Annotated in this window: 12 protein-coding genes; 8 read left to right on the forward strand and 4 right to left on the reverse strand. The window is 69.9% G+C overall.

The window, feature by feature from the left end; translation table 11 throughout:
- Window positions 1–19: 19 nt before the first annotated feature.
- The 3 genes from J8G10_RS06035 to J8G10_RS06045 form a co-directional block, all read right to left on the reverse strand.
- Window positions 20–2365, reverse strand: a complete 2346-nt coding sequence (locus tag J8G10_RS06035; protein WP_251442384.1) for a ComEC/Rec2 family competence protein — start codon at window positions 2363–2365, stop codon at window positions 20–22.
- A gap of 89 nt (window positions 2366–2454) precedes the next feature.
- Window positions 2455–3090 (reverse strand): ComEA family DNA-binding protein, encoded by a 636-nt coding sequence (locus tag J8G10_RS06040; protein ID WP_251441569.1) that lies wholly within the window; start codon window positions 3088–3090, stop codon window positions 2455–2457.
- Between the two features lie 180 nt (window positions 3091–3270).
- Window positions 3271–4362: a zinc-binding dehydrogenase gene (locus J8G10_RS06045; RefSeq protein ID WP_251441578.1), complete on the reverse strand. Its 1092-nt coding sequence runs from the start codon at window positions 4360–4362 to the stop codon at window positions 3271–3273.
- Between the two features lie 224 nt (window positions 4363–4586).
- On the opposite strand from J8G10_RS06045, the gene J8G10_RS06050 reads away from it, so the two are divergent.
- From J8G10_RS06050 to J8G10_RS06065, 4 genes are all read left to right on the forward strand, one after another.
- Complete coding sequence (locus tag J8G10_RS06050; RefSeq protein ID WP_251441586.1) at window positions 4587–5528, forward strand: alpha/beta hydrolase fold domain-containing protein; 942 nt, start codon at window positions 4587–4589, stop codon at window positions 5526–5528.
- Window positions 5525–7003 carry an NAD(P)/FAD-dependent oxidoreductase gene (locus tag J8G10_RS06055; RefSeq protein ID WP_251441588.1) on the forward strand — a complete coding sequence of 493 codons (1479 nt, stop codon included), beginning with the start codon at window positions 5525–5527 and terminating at the stop codon, window positions 7001–7003. Before J8G10_RS06050 ends, J8G10_RS06055 begins: the two co-directional genes overlap by 4 nt.
- A gap of 84 nt (window positions 7004–7087) precedes the next feature.
- Complete coding sequence (locus J8G10_RS06060) at window positions 7088–8407, forward strand: MFS transporter (protein ID WP_251441596.1); 1320 nt, start codon at window positions 7088–7090, stop codon at window positions 8405–8407.
- Window positions 8408–8426: 19 nt separating this feature from the next.
- Entirely contained in the window at window positions 8427–10013 is a 1587-nt protein-coding gene (locus J8G10_RS06065) for an AMP-binding protein (protein ID WP_251441613.1), read from the forward strand.
- Window positions 10014–10037: 24 nt separating this feature from the next.
- On the opposite strand, the gene J8G10_RS06070 is transcribed toward J8G10_RS06065, so the two are convergent.
- The gene (locus J8G10_RS06070) at window positions 10038–11276 is read right to left on the reverse strand and encodes a helix-turn-helix domain-containing protein (protein WP_251441615.1); all 1239 of its coding nucleotides are present in this window, start codon (window positions 11274–11276) and stop codon (window positions 10038–10040) included.
- A 468-nt stretch (window positions 11277–11744) separates the two neighbouring features.
- On the opposite strand from J8G10_RS06070, the gene J8G10_RS06075 reads away from it, so the two are divergent.
- The 4 genes from J8G10_RS06075 to J8G10_RS06090 all read left to right on the forward strand — a co-directional run bounded on the left by J8G10_RS06075 (window position 11745) and on the right by J8G10_RS06090 (window position 17938).
- Window positions 11745–12797 (forward strand): hypothetical protein, encoded by a 1053-nt coding sequence (locus J8G10_RS06075; RefSeq protein ID WP_251441617.1) that lies wholly within the window; start codon window positions 11745–11747, stop codon window positions 12795–12797.
- A 369-nt stretch (window positions 12798–13166) separates the two neighbouring features.
- A complete protein-coding gene (locus J8G10_RS06080; protein WP_251441619.1) occupies window positions 13167–15518 on the forward strand; it encodes an arylsulfatase in 2352 nt (783 codons plus the stop codon).
- A gap of 135 nt (window positions 15519–15653) precedes the next feature.
- Window positions 15654–16685, forward strand: a complete 1032-nt coding sequence (locus tag J8G10_RS06085; protein ID WP_251441626.1) for a LacI family DNA-binding transcriptional regulator — start codon at window positions 15654–15656, stop codon at window positions 16683–16685.
- On the forward strand, window positions 16682–17938 hold the full coding sequence (locus J8G10_RS06090) for a sugar ABC transporter substrate-binding protein (protein ID WP_251441628.1): 1257 nt from the start codon (window positions 16682–16684) through the stop codon (window positions 17936–17938). Before J8G10_RS06085 ends, J8G10_RS06090 begins: the two co-directional genes overlap by 4 nt.
- The last annotated feature ends 6 nt before the right edge of the window (window positions 17939–17944 follow it).

The raw sequence follows: 17944 nt of genomic DNA on the forward strand, positions 1-17944 counted from the left end.
TACCGGCGGCGACCGACGTTCACGGCGCCCTGGCCGTCGACGGCGGCGTCGCTCTCGGCCCCTCGACCGGCGCCGGCCGCTCGCTCCACACGCGCAGCCCCTCCCCGCCCTGGGAGACGAGGATCGTGCCCCGCTCGTCCGTGCGCAGGATCGGCGCGCGCAACGCGCGCAGCATGTCGAGGGTGACGGCCCGCGGGTGACCGTAGTCGTTTCCCGCACCGACGGAGATCAGCGCGAGCGCCGGATCCAGATCCGCGTAGAGTTGCGGATCCTGATCCGCGCTGCCGTGGTGCGCGACCTTCACGACGGTCGCATGCCGAGGATGCGCGATCCGCCTCAGCATGCCCTGCGAGAGGGCGGAGAGGTCGGCGAGGAACAGCGACCGCGGGACTCCTCCCCCGGCGACCTCGAGGATCACCCCCGCATCGTTCCCCGGCGGGAACACCCTGTCGTCCCGGCGGGGCCACAGCACCCGCCAGTCCGCCGCGCCCAGCCGCCCGGTCATCCCGGCCGATGCCTGCACGAGCCGCGCTCCCCCGCGCCGGAGACGCTCGAGCTGCGCCCGGTGCGCGGCCGTGTCGACCGGTCCGTGCAGCACGACATCGGCGCGGCCCACGAGCACATCGGAGGCGCCCGCATGATCGTGGTCGAAGTGCGTGAGCACGAGCGCGTCCAGCCGTCCCACGCCGAGATCGGAAAGGCAGCGCCGCAGCGTCTCGGGATCGGGCCCGGTGTCGATGAGCAGTGCGTGCGTCTCGCTGCGCACCAGCACGGCGTCCCCCTGGCCGACGTCGCACAGGCCGATTCCCCAGTCCGCGGGACGCTGCAGCACGGCCACCGGTCCGGTCACGATTCCCCATCCGGTCACCGAGCCGAGCGCCACCGCGACGAGACCGCCGACCAGCGCCCGCCACGGGCCTCGGAGAGGGCGATGCGAAGCGATCGCCCAGAACGTCGCGGCGCTCAGCACCGCCATGATCAGGGCCATGCCGACCCCGGCCGGCGCCTCGATCGTCGCCAGCGGGAGTCCGGCGGTGACGAGTGCGGTCTGGGCGATCCAGGCGGAGGGCAGCCAGGCGGCCGCCGCAAGCAGATCCGCGAGCGGCGGTATCGGCATGGCGAGGCAGGCGAGCAGTCCCAGCACCGTCGCGATCGGCGAGGCGGGCTCGGCGAGCAGATTCGCGACCACCGAGATCAGGGACTGCTGCGCGGCGAAGAGCGCGATGATCGGCCCGCACGCCAGCTGGGCCGAGAGCGGCACGGCGACAGCGAGGGCCACCGGGCGCGGCAGCCACCGCGCGAGCCCTGCGGCGAGCGGCGGGGCGAGCACCACGAGACCCGCGGTCGCGGCGGCCGAGAGCGCGAACCCCGGTGCGGCCGCGAGATGCGGATCCGCGAGGAGCAGGACCGTCACGGCGAGCAGCAGGACCGACAGGCCCGCGCGCGGTCGTCCGAGCAGCAGCGCGCTCAGGGCGACGCCCGCCATGGCCGCGGCCCGGATCACGCTCGGCTGCGGGGTCACGAGCACGACGAACCCGGCCAGGGCGAGCACCGCGGCGAGGACGCGCAGCCGCCGTCCTCCGCCGCACAGCGCCACGACGCCGAACGCCGCGGCGGCCACGAGCGCCAGGTTGCTGCCGCTGACCGCAGTGAGGTGTGAGAGGCCGCTCGCCTTCATCGCGGCGTCGAGCTCGTCGCTCACCGCGCGGACGTCGCCGACCGCCAGTCCGGGCAGCAGCTCGGATCCTGGCTCGGGCAGCAGCCGGGCGCGGGCGATGAACGCGGCCCGCACGTCGCCCGCGAGCGTCTCGATCGGCCCTCCCCGGGACACCTGCACCACCGCTCCGCGCGCGAACAGCACGGCGGCCGCCCGCTCGCCGGCATCGGCGCCCGTCACCTCGGCGGTGAACCGCAGCACCGTCCCCGGCCCGAGCGTGGCCAGGGCAGGGCCGGGCGGCACTCCGATCCGCACGGGGACGGACAGCGCTCCCGGGTGTTCCCCCGGGCCGATCCGGATCGTGTCCGCGTCGGCCCAGAGACGCCCGTCGGCGCCGACCGACGGCAGCGACCGCACGCTCACCTCCACGGTCACCGCATGCCCCGCCAGCGTCGCCGCCTCCGCTCGTGCCGGGGCCGCCCACGCCGCCGAGAGCCCTATGACACCGGCTACGGCGAGGCAGACGGCTCCGAGGGGCGCGGCACCGACCACGACCGCACGCAGCCGCGCACCGCCTCGGCACCACCGGAGCACGACGAGTGCCGAGACCGTCCCGAGCACGGACCCGCCGATGAGGAGTCCGGCAGACCACGGGAGGAACGAGACGAGCAGCGCGACCGCCCACGCGGTCACGGCCACCGGGACCATCCGCACGTCCCGCAGCCTGTCCGGTGCCGGCGGGCGCTGCGCGCGCGGACCTCCGGGGTGCGCCTCCGCACGGCCCCCGGTGCGCACGTTCACACCCGCACCCGGTCGCGGATGCCGGCGAGCAGCTTCTCACCGATGCCGGACACGCCGAGCAGGTCGTCCACACTCGTGAACCGCCCGTTCGTCGTGCGCCACTCGACGATGCGCTGGGCCAGAGCCGGCCCGATCCGCGGCAGCTCCTCGAGCGCCGTGGCGTCGGCGGCATTGAGGTCGAGGAGCCCTCCGGCCCCCGCGCTGTGTCCTGCCCCGCCTTCGGCTGCGCCCGACGGCGCGGCCCCGATCGCGGGGACCAGGATCTGCTCGCCGTCGACGACCGCCCTCGCCAGGTTCACCGCCGTCAGATCCGCCGTGGGCAGCGCGCCTCCCGCCGCCGCGAGGGCTTCGGCCACCCGCGCGCCCTCGTCGAGCACGTAGACCCCCGGCTTCGCGACATCGCCCAGTACGTGGACGTACGCGCTCCCCGCCGAGATCCCGATCGATGCGCTCGGCTCGGGTGTCACGGCGATCTCCTCGCCCGCGGTCGCCCTGCCCAGCAGCCCGATGCCCACGACGATGGACACCGCGGTCAGCGCCAGCACCACCGCGGCCCCCAGCCCGAGGCGCAACCGGCGCGGCGCTGGCACGGGGTCCGGTCCCGGGCCGTCGGTCTTCGTCTGCTCGCTCACACGCCGACGGTAGGCTTCCGCGACGGCGGGCGACGCCGGGCCGGCGGAACACGGGGAGAACGGCCGGCCCCGCTCCCCTGTGGAGGCCGGAGGCGGGGTCGGCGATCGTCACGTCACGGGGACTCGAACTGACCGCCGAACGACCCCCGTATCGGGCCTTTGCGAGGGAAGCACGGCGGACTACCCGTCCCGGCGCCTGTGCGCCCTCCGCCCCGTCGCCCCGTCTCCGCGATCCCCGGGGGCGACGAGGATGCGGACGGGCCGCTCGTCATCCGAGCGAAGCCGATCGATCGCGGCGGCGATGTCGTCCAGCGCGACGACATCGCTGATGGAACCGCGGAGATCCAGACGCCCGGTCTCGACGAGGCGCAGCAGGGCGGGGATGTCCGAGTTGCGGTACCCCAGATGCCCGAGCACCCTCTTCCTGGTCACCGCGAACGTCGCACTCGGCCCCAGCGGCACCGGGTCGGCACTCAGCCCGATGAGGACGAGGCAGCCGTCGTTGCGGATGCTCGCCAGCGCCTGAGTCATGGTCGCGGTGATCCCCACGGAGTCGAACGCCACGTCGACGCCGGCGCCGCGCGTCAGCTCGTCGAGGCGGGCGGGGGTCGACGGATCACGAGGATCCAGAGCATGGTCGGCCCCGACCTCCAGCGCGCGGGCGCGGACACGCGGATCGACGTCGAGCGCGATGATCGGTGCAGCGCCGACCAGCCGGGCGATCTGGACGAGGTGCGTCCCAACGCCGCCGATGCCCCACACGGCGACAGACTCGCCCACGCGCACGTTCCCCGTGTGGACGACGGCGCCATACGGCGTCGCCACGGCGTCGGCGAGAATCGCCGCCTGATCCAGCGGCACGGCCTCGGGCACCCGGCTCAGGCCTCCGGCGTGGACGACCGCGTACTCCGCCCACGCGCCGTCGAACTGGAAGGCCATGACATCGGGGCTCGCGCAGTCTCCCTGCTCCTGGAGACAGGAGCGGCACGTGCGACAGGGCCGGCCTGCGGGCAGCACGACGCGGTCGCCTGGCGCCCAGCCGCGGACGCCCTCCCCGATCTCGGCCACGATCCCCGACGCCTCGTGGCCCTGCGTAATGACGGGAAGGGGCGAGGAGAGCACGCCATCGATGAGGCTGAGGTCCGAGTGACAGATGCCGCAGTACGCGACGCTCACGAGGACCTCGCCCGCGCCCGGGCGCGGAAGGGGCACCTCCTCCACGGCGAACGTGTGGGTGGCGGTGTTCAGGCGCTGTGCGCGCATGCTGCGCATGATTCTCCTCGTCGAGCGATCGCGGGATGCTGGTGCACCCGTACCCCGTCGTAACACCCGTCGGCTTGGCCGCACAACTTCGGGACACCAATTACCCCGAGCATCGCGCAAACCTTGTGCGCGGAAGCCATACCCGCGACACGAATTGGTTTCCCGGGGACATGGTTCGACGCGAGTCCGATTCCTAGCGTTGGGGGATCCCCTTCCCCGAACGAGGAGCAATGATGCTCGATCCGCAACTTGCCGCCGTGATCGCTCCCGGCGCCGGCCCGCGCCTGGAGGACGTGACGCCCCCTGATGCCCGCCTGATCTACCGCGAACAGTGCCAGGCCCTCGCCGCAGCCGTTCGGGACGTCGCTCACGTCGACGTGCAGGACTTCACGGTGCCCGGCGCCGAGGGGCCTCTCGCCGCGCGTGTCTACCGGACGCCCGAGGAAGGATCCCGGCCCACCATCGCCTTCTTCCACGGAGGCGGGTATGTCGTCGGAGATCTCGACTCCCACGACGCGATCGCCCGTGTTCTCGCGCGGGACCTGGGCGCGGTCATCGTCTCCGTCGCCTACCGGCTCGCTCCCGAGCACCCCTTCCCCGCTGCGGCGGAGGACGCGATCGCCGCCGCCACCTGGATCGCCGAGCACGCGGCCGGCCTGGGCGGGGAACAGGCTTTCGCCGTCGCGGGCGACAGCGCCGGCGCGGCCCTCGCCGCGGTGGCGGCGCTCGCCCTGCGCGACGACGCAGCGGCCGTGGCCGGCCAGCTGCTCTTCTATCCCGCCGCCGATCCGGCGACGGAGTACGCATCGGTCCGCGAGAACGCCGAGGGGTACCTGCTGGAGCGGGCCACGATCGCGTGGTTCCTGTCCCACTACGCACCGGAGGCGCAGCCCGACGACTCGCGCCTCGCACCCCTGCGCGCCGACGCCCTCGCCGGGGTCGCACCGGCCGTCGTCGTGGTCGCCGAGCACGACCCGCTGCGCGACAGCGGCGAGGCCTTCGCCCTCGCCCTCGAGGCGGCCGAGGTACCCGTCACGCTCCGCCGCTGCGACGGCATGGTGCACGGATTCCTCTCCTTCGCGGGGGTCTCCGATGCCGCAGCGGCGCACACGCACGGTGCACTGGCGAGCTTCCGCGAGATCCTCGACGCGGCCCGGGAAGGTGCAGAGCGATGAGCGTCTCCCGGCCGGAACACGTCGACACCCTCATCGTCGGAGGCGGCCTCTCCGGAATCGGCGCCGCCTGCCGCCTCCAGCAGCGCTTCCCCGGACGCTCCTACGCGGTGCTCGAGGCCCGGGACGCCGTCGGCGGAACCTGGGATCTCTTCCGGTACCCGGGCGTCCGGTCGGATTCGGACATGGCGACGCTCGGCTATCCGTTCCGTCCCTGGCGTGACGTCAAGACGCTCGGCAGCGGCGCCGGCATCGCCGAGTACATCCGTGACACGGCGCACGACATCGGGGTCCTCCCGCACATCCGCGTCCGTCATCGGGTCATCTCGGCGCAGTGGTCCACCGCCGACGCCCGCTGGACCGTCGAGGTGGACACCCCGGGCGGACGCCGGACGATGACGACCCGATTCCTCCTCCTCTGCAGCGGCTACTACCGCTACGACCGGGGATACCGACCCGACTTCGCCGACGAGGACGCCTTCCGCGGCTCCGTCATCCATCCGCAGCACTGGCCGGAGGACTACGACTATCGCGGGAAGCGCGTGGTCGTGATCGGCAGCGGAGCCACGGCGGTGACGCTCGTACCGGCGATGGCGCAAGACGCCGCACATGTGACCATGGTGCAGCGTTCGCCCACCTACATCGTGTCGGCGCCGTCCGTCGACCCGGTCGTGGTGCGCGCGCGGCGCTGGCTCCCCCGTCGCCTCGCGTCCTCAGTGGTGCGCTGGCGCAGCATCATCCAGGGACAGCAGCGCTATGCGTACCTGCGCGCCAACCCGGAGAAGGGCGCCGCCGCCATCAAGGCGGGCGTAGCCGCGCAGCTTCCCGATTTCGCACGCTACGAGGCCGACTTCACCCCGCGCTACCGGCCCTGGGATCAGCGCCTCTGCCTGGTGCCGGATGGCGACCTCTTCGCGGCGATCCGGGATGAGCGCGCCTCGATCGTGACCGGCCGCATCGAGCGGTTCACCCCGTCCGGTCTACGGCTGGAGGACGGACGCACGATCGACGCGGAAGCCATCATCACCGCGACCGGGCTGGAGATGCACGCGGGCGGCGGGATCCGCCTCGAGGTGGACGGGCGTCCCGTCAGCCTCGGGGATTCGATGCTGTACAAGGGCGTGCTGCTGACCGGCATACCCAACGCGGGCTTCTGGCTGGGGTACGTGAACTCCTCCTGGACCCTCCGCGCCGACGCATCGGCGCGCTACGTCTGTCGGCTGCTCGCCCATCTCGACCGCACGGGATACGACTGGGCGGTGCCGGTTCCCGAGGGAACGCAGCACACGCACCCGGCTCTCGACCTCGCGTCCGGCTACGTGGAACGCGGATCCGCCGCGTTCCCGAAGGTCGGCGAGAACGCGCCCTGGACGCGCAGTCACTACGTCCGCGACGTCATCGAAGCACGGTTCAGCCGTGTCACCCGATCGATGTCCTTCGGACGCCGCGTCCCGCACGCGGCCTCCCCCCGCTCCTGACCCGGCTGCGGGATCGCCGGGCGCCGCGTCCGCCGATCCCGCAGCAGAATCCCGACCCTCATCCGTTTGCCGAAGGAGACAGACATGACCACCCTTTCCCGCACGAAGAGAAGGACGCAGGTCAACGCCGGCGCCGGCGGACCGACCGGCTCGCGTCGCGCGTGGGCGATCACCCTGCTCCTGCTCGGGTTCATGCTCGTGAACTTCGGCGACCGGGCGGTGCTCGGGCTCGCCGCGGCGCCGCTGATGAAGGAGACCGGGATCAGCCCGAGTCAGTACGGACTGATCTCGAGCGGCTTCTACCTCCTGTTCAGCGTGTCGGCCATCGTCGTCGGCTTCATCGCGAACCGGGTGTCGAACAAGGTCCTCATCCTGATCATGGCGATCGTCTGGTCGCTCGCTCAGCTGCCCATCCTGTTCGTCGCCAACGTCGGCGTCCTGCTCGCGAGCCGCGTCGCGCTCGGGGCGGCGGAAGGGCCGTCGGCGCCGGTCGCGATGAACGCCGTGCAGAAGTGGTTCCCGGACCACAAGCGCAACGCGCCGACAGCGCTGCTGAACTCCGGATCGGCTCTCGGCGTGGTGATCCTGGCCCCCGTGCTCGGGGTCGTCATCGGCCAGTTCGGCTGGCGGGCGGCCTTCGGCGTGATGTGCGCCCTGGGCGTTCTGTGGGCCGCTCTGTGGGCGGCGCTCGGCCGGGAGGGCACGGCCGACCGCACGCCCGGGCCCGCGACGATCGGCGAGACGGAGACCGGCGGTCTTCGCGTGCCCTATCGACGGATCTTCCTCACCGGCACCGCGCTCAGCGTCGTGTTCTCCGGCCTGGCGCTCTCCTTCGGCCTGGCGACGCTGGTCTCGTGGATCCCGGTGTATCTCGCGGGTCCGCTCGGATTCGACGCGGGCACCGCCGCCCTCCTCATCATCCTGCCCTGGCTCGCCTCCGCCCTCCTGATGTCCACGCAGGGCGCCGTGAGCGACGCGCTCATGTCGCGCGGCGTCCCTTCGCGCGTGGCCCGCGGAGTGCTGGGAGCCTGCGGAATGCTCGCCGCCGCCGCCTGTCTGGTCGGTGTCGTCGCCGCGCCGTCCCTCCCGTTCAAGATCGTCTGCATCACCCTGGCGTTCTCGGTCTCCGGGATGCAGTTCACCATCGGCACGACGATGATGGCGGAGCTCGCACCGCCGCGTCAGCGCGCCGCGGTCCTCTCGATCGTGGCAGCCATCACGGCGCTCGCGGGTCTCGTCTCCCCTGCGATCACCGGCGTGCTCGTCCAGTCACACGGCATCGCCTCTCCGACGGGATTCCACCAGTCCTTCCTGCTCAACGCGGCCCTCCTCGGTGCGGCCGGACTGGTGGCGCTTCTCCTCGCCCGCCCGGCGCGGGACGCCGCCCGCATCGCGGCCCGCTGACGTACTGAAAGGAACAGAGATGCCCTTCTCCGGCCCCTATCCCGACCTCGTCATCCCCGAATGCAGCGTCTACGACCTGCTGTTCGCCTCCCTCGAAGGAGCCGACGAAGGACGCACCGCGTTCATCGATGCGACCTCGGGCGCCAGGACCACCTATGGCCGCCTGCGCGAGCAGGTGGATGAGCTGGCGATGCTGCTGGCGCGGAACGGCATCCGCCCGGGCGACGTCGTCGGGATGCTCTCCCCGAACTCGCCCCGCTTCGGCGTCGGCTTCCACGCGATCCTGCGCGCGGGGGCCGTCGCGACCACGCTGAACGCGATCTGCACGGCGGGTGACGGCGCGGCGCAGCTGACGGACGCGAAGGCGTCCGCCCTGCTCACCGCGGAGGCGACCGCGGAGACGGCTCGCGCCGCGGCCGCCTCCGCCGGCATCCCGCCTCATCGTGTGTTCGTGCTCGACGGAGCCGACTCCGTCATGGAGCGGGCGCGGACCGAACGCGACGCGGTCGTGGACCTGCCCACCGTGACGGCGGGCGATCTCGCGGTCCTGCCTTACTCCTCCGGTACCACAGGCCGCCCCAAGGGCGTGATGCTCACCCACGGCAACCTCGTGGCCAACGTCTGCCAGGTCGAGCCGCTCTTCCCCGTCGCGCGAGAGGACGTCGTCAGCGCGATCCTGCCGTTCTCCCACATCTACGGCATGACGATGCTGCTGAACGTGTCCCTCCGCGCCCGCGCCGCGCTGGTCACTCTGCCCCGGTTCGAGATCCAGGCCTTCCTCGGCTCCATCGAGACCCATCGGTGCTCCCTGCTCCTGGTCGCCCCGCCGGTCGCCGTGATGCTCGCCAAGAGCTCGGCCGTCGAGGAGTACGACCTGACGTCGGTGCACACCGTGTTCTCCGGCGCGGCACCGCTCGACAGAGCCCTCGCCGGTGTCGTGGCCGAGCGTCTCGCCTGCCGCATCCGGCAGGGCTACGGCATGTCCGAGATGGCACCGGTCAGTCACCTCGTGCCGTTCGAACGCGATGACGTCGATCCGAGCTCGGTCGGCTTCACGGTGCCCAACATGACCTGCAAGCTCGTGGACATCGAGACCGGCGAGGAGATCCGCGTGCCGGAGGAGGGATCCAGTCCGCCGGGTGAGCTGTGGTGCGCGGGGCCGAACGTGATGTCCGGCTACCTCGGCAACGACGAGGCGACGCGGCAGACGATCGATGCCGAGGGGTTCCTGCACACCGGCGACATCGCGACGGTCGACGCTCGCGGAGTCGTCACGATCGTGGATCGCCTCAAGGAGCTGATCAAGTACAAGGGCTATCAGGTGCCGCCCGCGGAGCTCGAGGCGCTGCTGCTCACGCACCCTGCCGTGGCGGATGCGGCCGTCGTGGGGGCACACGATGCCGATGGTGAGGAGGTCCCCAAGGCGTTCCTCGTGCGTCAGCCGGGCGGAGACCTCAATGCGGACGAGATCCTGCGGTTCGTCGCCGAACGTGTTTCCCCTCATAAGAAGGTCCGTGCTGTCGAGTTCATCGACGAGATCCCGAAGTCGCCGTCGGGAAAGATTCTGCGCCGCGAGCTTCGCGCGCGCGAATCGGTCGTGGCCTGACGACTGAAGGTGGTTCTGGCGGTGCTACGGCACCGCCAGAACCACCTTCCCCAGCAGACGGCAGGTGCGCAGTGCGAGTTCGACATCCGGCCGCTGCGTCGCGAGCGGCTGGGGCAGCATCCGCCTCGCCTGGTCGACGCGGTATTTGACGGTGTTTCGGTGCAGAGTCAGCTCCGCGCCGGCCGCGACGAAACTCTGATCCAACCGCAGGAACACGGCGAGCGTTTCGCGAAGACGCGCGCACGTCGTCGTGTCGAGAGCGAGATCCCCGAGTGCGGATGCCACCCAAGCCCGCGTCACAGCGAGATTCTGGGAGAGAATGCCTACGACCCCGGCATCCGCGAACGTGACCGCGTTCGAGGGGGCATCCTGACCCGCGGCCTCGAGAACGGAGAAAGCAGTCAGCGCCTCGGAATGAGTGAGACGGAACCCGGAGAGGTCCGCGTGCACACCTCCGGCGGCGAGTCTGAGCAGGTCATTGCCGGTCCATCCGGATGCCGCGAGGACGAGATCGTCGGCATCCGCATCACCGAACCACGCCCACGCAGTGGTCTCGTCTTCCAGTGTGACGAGGGGGGAGGCCGCCCCGATCTCCGTGGCGAGGCGTCCGACCGCTGACGTCAGCGCGGCAGAATCGGAACGACCGTCCCCGAGACGCGCGACGATTCCGACATGCCGGCGTCCGAGGCGGTAGCCGAGTGCTCGTTCGGCGTCGACCGCATCCGTGGGGGAACCAGAGAGCAACTGCAGCACCCTCGCTTTGTGGGCGGCTACCCGTGTCTGCGCGAGGCGGTCGACTTCTGCGTCGTAACTGCCGGCGATCTGCAGCAGGAAGACTCGCTGATGCAGTTGGGAACTCAGCTCGTTGATTCGCAGAACTCCAGCGATGGCCAGCTCGCGGGACGGGCTGGCGGCATCGATCCGCTCGACATATTGCCGCATCAGCAACGAGTGCTCCAACTGGTAAGCGCGCAAGATCGAACTCAGCGGATAGCCCCGCTGAGCGACGCGACGCGCCCACATCGTCACTGATGGTGGAGCATGAACGTCAGCGGGATCGATCCCGTGCGCAACGACCTCGATCTCAGTCGACAGCGTGTCCCGCACCGTCGTGCGCATGAGAGCCAGCAGCGGCGGGTCTGCGGCGATCCCCGGAAAGGCATCGAGCTGCATCCTCAGATGCTCGTCTTCGAGCGCGCCGAGGTCATCGCCCATCGACCGCGACACCCCCATGAGGAGCGAGTCGACGGCCGAGACTTCCACGATGCAAACATAGCGTTCTCGGGTGCGGACGCGCGTGCTCGGATGCGCGGCCCGCCCGAGGACAACCCGAGCCCGCGGTCAATCGCCGCGCCGCTGCCGCCGGAGCCCCAAGGAACCAGGTGTGCGAGCGCGCACTGACATCGGCACCTGGTTCGTCCGCCGGGCGCTCGCCGCGGATCGCTCCTCGCCGCCTCCCCATAGCCCGCATCCTGCTTCTCCGCTCGAGCCCCGCGATCTGCGATCTGCGATCTGCGATCTGCGATCTGCGATCTGCCATATCGCACAGGTAGTGCAACAGGTAGAAGTACGGATCGACCCCGATGGCGCTCAACGCGAGCATTGAGGCTGATCGTGTGCGTCGTTCGATCTCCCGCCTGGAGCGGGGCGGAGGGCGCATACGGACACCGCCGACGCGCAGGGATTGTTTCGTCCCGCGTCAAGACGAATCGAAGGCTCAAGGGGAAAAGTATGTCCGACGACCAGCACGCAACACAGCCCGCATCCAAGAAACACGACATGATACGCCGGCGCACGATCGTCAAGGGGGCGGCGTGGAGCGTGCCAGTCATCGCCGCCGCCGCTGCCGCACCGATGGCGGCAGCCAGCTGCGGCACGTCCTCAGGCACGTTCACGACGCCGTCAGCGGGGGAATTCGCTGTGACCATCCCCGCGTGCGCCACCAGCGTGACCTTCGTCGTGGCCGGCGGCGACGGGCAGCGCATCTCCGCCACAGACGTCGGCCGCGGCGCCGTGATCTCTGGCACGCTCGCGCTCACATCCGGTACCTCGCACGTCATCACCCTCATCGCAGGCGAGTCGCCGAACGGAGGAGCGATCCCCCGTGTCGGCGGCATCGGCTTCGGGAACGGCGGCACAGGTTACGGAGCAGTCGGTGGTGGCGGCGGTGGGAGCGCCATCCTGCTCGACGGCGTCCCGAGTGTGGTCGCCGGTGGAGGCGGTGGCGGGGGAAACCCCAACGTCACGGCAGGAAACCCGGGCGACAGCGTCATCCGGTTGCTGGCACCTGAATCCGGCGTGAATGCCGGGAAGGGAACGGCGGACGACCCTGCGGGAACGTCCACGGGTTATGGCAACAAGAGCACCTACAACGGCGCACTGGTACTCGCCGTGGGTGGCGGCGAGGGAGCGACCGGCAGCACGGGAGGCGCTGCCGCGGCACCCGTCGTCTACGGTGCAGGAGCTGCGGGAACAGAGTATCCGGGTACGGCCGGCGGAAATAACGGGACGGGGAACCACGGAGGCGGCAACGGCGGCGACGGCGGGCTCGCTTCGCTCCCGTCGGGCGCGGGGGCCGGCGGCGGGGGCGGCGGCTGGGCCGGCGGCGGCGGCGGCCGCGCGGTGAGCAAGACCGCAGGGGGGAACCCCACCGGCGTCCTCTACCTCGGCACTCAAGGAGGAGCAGGCTCGAGCTTCGTCGGCGGGACCGGGGTGACTGTCGCGAGTGACGGCCCTCGGACCGATGCGCGCGGAAACGGTTCGATCGTGATCAGCTGGTCCTGAACCACGCCAGCAAGTCGCACACCCCGGAACCGCCCGTATCCGGTGGCGGATCGGGAAGCCGCCGCCACCGGATTGGCAGTGTTCCTTCCCCGTTCTCTTCGATCCACCCGTAAGAGGTGACCCGTGCGGCGGGTGCGCTCGTGGGGAGAGCGCGCCCGCTCGCTTTCAGAACCGTTCGCTGGAAGCTGTTGGTAGTTTCTTGCTTGTCTGCCGTCACGGTTGCTTTCGGAAACACAGAACACGCGTGAGTTGCAGACAGGGGGAATCAGCAACCACGACGAAGCTAACGAAAGCCTTCTCGGTTCGCCGTGACTCTCCTAGCTGTTCCAGGTCGAGTTATCGACGAGCATGAATGATGGGAGTTCCCTCATGCCGTTACCGTTCGCCGGCAGGATCGCTGCAGATGTTCGAGAGTCGGAACCGGACTGGAAGCCGTATCTCGAACCCACGGCCCCAGAGGGTGCTCCGAACGTGCTGTTCGTGGTGTGGGACGACATCGGTTACGGCGCCTGGGACCTCTACGGCGGCCTTATCGAGATGCCGACGATGCGGCGCATAGCTGAGCGGGGTGTGCGCCTGTCGCAGTTTCACACCACTGCTCTGTGCTCGCCGACTCGCGCCGCTCTTCTGACGGGACGCAACGCGCAGAGCAACGGCATGGGAACGATCGGCGAGATGGCCGACGGGTTCCCCGGCCTCAGCTGTCTGATCCCGCGGGAGAACGGCATGCTGCCCGAGGTGCTGCGCGATCGGGGCTATAACACCTTCGCGATCGGCAAGTGGCATCTGAGCCCGGCCGTCGAGATGGGAATGGGGGCTTCCAAACGCACCTGGCCGCTCTCCCGCGGCTTCGACCGGTTCTACGGCTTCCTCGGCGGTCTGACCGACCAGTGGTATCCCGACCTCACCTACGACAACCACCCCGTGGATCCGCCGTCCCGTCCTGAAGACGGCTACCACCTGTCTGCGGACCTCGCGGACAAGGCGTTGGAGTTCTTGCGCGACTCCCTCTCGGCAGCCCCCGGCAAGCCCTGGTTCGCATATCTGGCACCCGGCGCCGGGCACGCCCCGCACCACGCCCCGCGAGCGTGGAGCGACCGATACGCGGGGGCCTTCTCGATGGGCTACGAACGCTACCGCGAGATCGTGCTGGAGAACCAGAAGCGCCTCGGCCTCATGCCCGAGAGCACGGTGCTGCCTCCGGTGAATCCCTATTCCGACGTGGTCGGGCCCGCAGGGCAAAGCTGGAACGAGAGCGATCGGGTGCGCGAATGGGATTCGCTCTCACCCGACGAGCACCGCATGCTGGAACGGCAGGCCGAGGTGTTCGCCGGGTTCCTCTCGTACACGGACGCCCAGGTCGGTCGTGTCATCGACTTCCTCGAACAAAGCGGCCAACTCGACAACACCGTCATCGTCGTGGTCAGCGACAACGGTGCGAGCGCGGAGGGCGGGCCCACCGGTTCCGTCAACGAGAACCGCTGGTACAACGGAGTCCCAGAGGATCCCGACCTGAACCTCTCCCTCCTGCAGGATCTCGGTCTGGAGAACACCCACCCGCATTACTCCAACGGCTGGGCCATGGCGTTCAACACACCCTTCAAGATGTACAAGACCCACGCCTCGTTCGAAGGAGGAGTCGCAGATCCTGCCCTCATCTCATGGCCCGCTCGCATCCCGGCGCGCACGGATCCGATCACGGCATACGCCCACGCGATCGACATCGTTCCCACCGTGCTCGAGGCGATCGGGATCGAGGCTCCTGAGGGTATCGCAGGTATCCCGCAGTCCCCCATCGAAGGTGTCAGCTTCTTCCGCTCGCTCCTCGACGAGGGAACGGCCACCACCAAAGCGCATCAGTTCTACTCGATGCTCGGCACCCGCGGAGTCTGGGCGGACGGCTGGCATGCCAGCGCAGTCCATCCCCCCACGCCCTCCGGTTGGGGGCGCTTCGACGAAGATCGTTGGGAGCTTTACCACCTGCCCTCCGACCGGAACCAGCTGCAGGACCTCGCAGCCGAGCGGCCAGCGAAGCTCGCCGAGCTCGTGCGGCTTTGGGATGAGCTCGCCACGAAATACAACGGCTACCCCCTCGACGACCGCAACTCCGAGGAAATCCTCGCGGTCGAGCGGCCCAACATGACCGGCCTTACCGACACGCTCGTGCTCTATCCCGACGGTGCGCCGATCTCCGAACACGGCGGAGGCCCCGAACTGCCGCATCGGTCATTCTCGATCACCGCCGATCTCGACATCGAGGACGCACAGGCCGCGAAAGGGGTCATCTACTCCCTCGGTGCGCGCTTCGGCGGACACGCACTGTTCCTTAAGGAGAACCGGGTCCGCTACGTCTACAACTGGCTCGGCGAGCAGGAGCAGGAACTGGCCGCTGCGGCGCCGGTATCTGCGGGCCGCCACGTCATCGAGGTGCGCTACGAAATCGACGGCTTCGCCGGCATCGTCCCCGAGGGCGTCGCGACCTTGACGATCGACGACGAGATCGTCTCGCAACGCCGGATCCGCACGCAACCCGGCTACTTCAGCCTCTCCGGCGAGGGGGCGACTGTCGGCCGCGAAGTCGGACAGCCCGTATCGACGACATACAGTCCCCCGTTCGCTTTCACCGGGGGCGCCATTGACCGGGTCGTCGTCCGCCTGATCGGAGACCAGATTCCGCGGGATCCTGCGGCGCAGATCAACGAAGCGTTCGGTCGCGACTGATCCGATCCGGCGAAGCATGATCCGAGGGCGGCGTTTCCTTCGGATGGGAAACGCTTGACACAAGGAATCAAACCGGTTTACCGTCAAGGTATCAAACCGGTTAACCACCCGGTTTGAGAATGGTAGGGGGACGCCATGAGCAAGGCCACGATCGCTGACGTCGCGCGCATGGCGGGCGTCACCAAGGCGACCGTCTCGCACGCCCTCAGCGGCAATCGGCCCATCTCGGAGGAGACCAGGGCCCGGGTCCTCGCCGCCGCGGAGGAGCTGAACTGGGTTCCGAGCCAGAGCGCACGCGCACTCGCGACCCGCCGCGCGAACGCGATCGGGGTCGTGCTGGCGCGGGATCCGGACGTCATCGCGAACGACTCGTTCTTCGCCGCGTTCATCTCGGGCGTCGAGTCCGTGCTCGCCGAGACGGAGACCGCCTTGATGCTCCAGGTGGTCCCCGATCGCGCGGCCGAGGAGCGCGCCTACCGGACGATGATGCACGGACGCGCCGACGGCGCGATCCTGCTGGACCTGCGGGTGGACGACTGGCGCGTGCCGCTGCTCGAGGAGCTGGATCTGCCGACGGTGATCGTCGGCGCCTACGATCAGCGCCACGACTTCTCCTGCGTGCGGACCGATGACGGCGCGCCGATCCGCGAGATCGTGGAGCATCTGAAGACCCAGGGGCATCGCCGCATCGCGCATGTCTCCGGTCCGCTGGACTACGTCCACTCGCGCGTGCGAGCGGCCGCATACGTCGGCGCCGTGGGAGATGCCACGCTGCTGCGCGAGGGCGACTTCACGGCGCGCAGCGGTCGAGAACGGACCGCGGAGCTGCTCGCGCTCCCCGAGAAGCCGTCGGCGATCCTCTACTCGAACGACACCATGGCGATCGCCGGCCTCTCCTACGCGCGGGCACAGGGGCTCGTGATCCCCCGTGACCTCGCCATCTCCGGCTTCGACGACGATCAACTGTCCGCCTACCTCTCGCCGGGACTGACGAGCGTGTCGTCGGATCCGGCCGCCCGAGGACGTGCGGCTGCCCGCCTGCTCCGCGCCGAGATCCTCGGGGCCCAGCCGCGCACGGAGGTCGTGGACTGCAACGTGGTCCATCTCCGCGAAAGCACCCAGGGACCCGCGGCAGCGGGCCCCGACATGTCAAGGAGGACATCATGAAGAAGCTCAGCGCCGCGGCGGTCATCGGGGCCGCGGCCCTCGTCGTCACCGGCTGCTCGGCCGGCAACGGCCCGGCGCAATCGTCCGACGGCACCGGCCCCATCGACGTCTGGCTGTCGAACAACGAGCAGGAACTGGCCTGGGGCCACTCGGTGGTCGACGCATGGAACAAGGCGCACCCCGATCAGAAGGTCAAGGCGCAGGAGATCCCGGCGGCGAAGTCGTCCGAAGAGGCGATCACCGCCGCGATCACCGCCGGGACCGCGCCCTGTCTCGTGTTCAACATCGCTCCCGCGGCGGTCTCCGGCTGGGTGAAGCAGGGCGGCCTCGTCGATCTCAACACGATGAAGGACGGCGCGGACTACATCTCCGGACGAGGCGGCGACGTCGACGCCTACGCGACGGACGGACACTTCTACCAGCTGCCGTGGAAGTCCAACCCCGTCATGGTGATGTACAACAAGAAGCTCTTCGCCGCGGCCGGCGTGGATCCCGCCACCATGAACACCTACGACGGGTTCCTCGCCGGGGCTCACGCCCTCGTCGCCTCGGGCGTGCAGAGCGCGATCTGGCCGGCTCCGACCAGCGAGTTCTACCAGCCGTGGTTCGACTACTACCCGCTCTACCTCGCCGAGACGAACGGCACGAAGCTGGTCGAGAAGGGCAAGGCGACGTTCGACAGCGCGGAGGGCAAGAAGGTCGCCGACTTCTGGGCGGAGATGTACGCGCAGAAGCTCGCTCCCCAGGAGGCCTCCACCGACGATGCGATGTCCGCGGGCACCACCGCCATGCAGCTCGCCGGCCCGTGGGCCATTCCGTCGTACGCGGACACGGTCGACGTCGGGTTCATGCCCGTGCCCACCTCCGACGGCCGCGCGAACCCCACGACGTTCGCCGACTCGAAGAGCGTGTCGATGTTCACCTCGTGCAAGAACCAGGGCACGGCGTGGGCCTTCCTGCAGTTCGCCACGGACGAGGACAACGACGGACTGCTGCTGAAGACCACCGGCCAGATGCCGATGCGCACGGGACTGGCGAAGACCTACTCCGAGTACTTCACGGCCAACCCGAGCTACGTCGCCTTCGCCGCGCAGTCCGAGCACACCGCGGACGTCCCGAGCATCCCCAACTCCGTCGAGGCATGGCAGGCCTTCCGGGACCAGTACTCGGCATCGGTGATCTTCGACAAGAAGCCCGTCTCGGCGTTCCTCAGCGACGCGTCCCAGAAGATCGACACGCTCGTGAGCAAGTGAGCCGGA

The sequence above is a fragment of the Microbacterium sp. USTB-Y genome, assembly GCF_023703415.1.
In the GTDB taxonomy this organism is placed as follows: Bacteria; Actinomycetota; Actinomycetes; order Actinomycetales; family Microbacteriaceae; genus Microbacterium.

Excerpts from the sequence above, each read along its gene's own strand:
- J8G10_RS06080 (WP_251441619.1), top strand. The coding sequence starts at position 13,167 with ATGCCGTTACCGTTCGCCGGCAGGATCGCTGCAGATGTTCGAGAGTCG.
- J8G10_RS06075 (WP_251441617.1), top strand. The coding sequence starts at position 11,745 with ATGTCCGACGACCAGCACGCAACACAGCCCGCATCCAAGAAACACGAC.
- J8G10_RS06050 (WP_251441586.1), top strand. The coding sequence starts at position 4,587 with ATGCTCGATCCGCAACTTGCCGCCGTGATCGCTCCCGGCGCCGGCCCG.
- J8G10_RS06085 (WP_251441626.1), top strand. The coding sequence starts at position 15,654 with ATGAGCAAGGCCACGATCGCTGACGTCGCGCGCATGGCGGGCGTCACC.
- J8G10_RS06090 (WP_251441628.1), top strand. The coding sequence starts at position 16,682 with ATGAAGAAGCTCAGCGCCGCGGCGGTCATCGGGGCCGCGGCCCTCGTC.
- J8G10_RS06055 (WP_251441588.1), top strand. The coding sequence starts at position 5,525 with ATGAGCGTCTCCCGGCCGGAACACGTCGACACCCTCATCGTCGGAGGC.
- J8G10_RS06035 (WP_251442384.1), bottom strand. The coding sequence starts at position 2,365 with ATGGTCCCGGTGGCCGTGACCGCGTGGGCGGTCGCGCTGCTCGTCTCG.
- J8G10_RS06045 (WP_251441578.1), bottom strand. The coding sequence starts at position 4,362 with ATGCGCAGCATGCGCGCACAGCGCCTGAACACCGCCACCCACACGTTC.
- J8G10_RS06065 (WP_251441613.1), top strand. The coding sequence starts at position 8,427 with ATGCCCTTCTCCGGCCCCTATCCCGACCTCGTCATCCCCGAATGCAGC.
- J8G10_RS06060 (WP_251441596.1), top strand. The coding sequence starts at position 7,088 with ATGACCACCCTTTCCCGCACGAAGAGAAGGACGCAGGTCAACGCCGGC.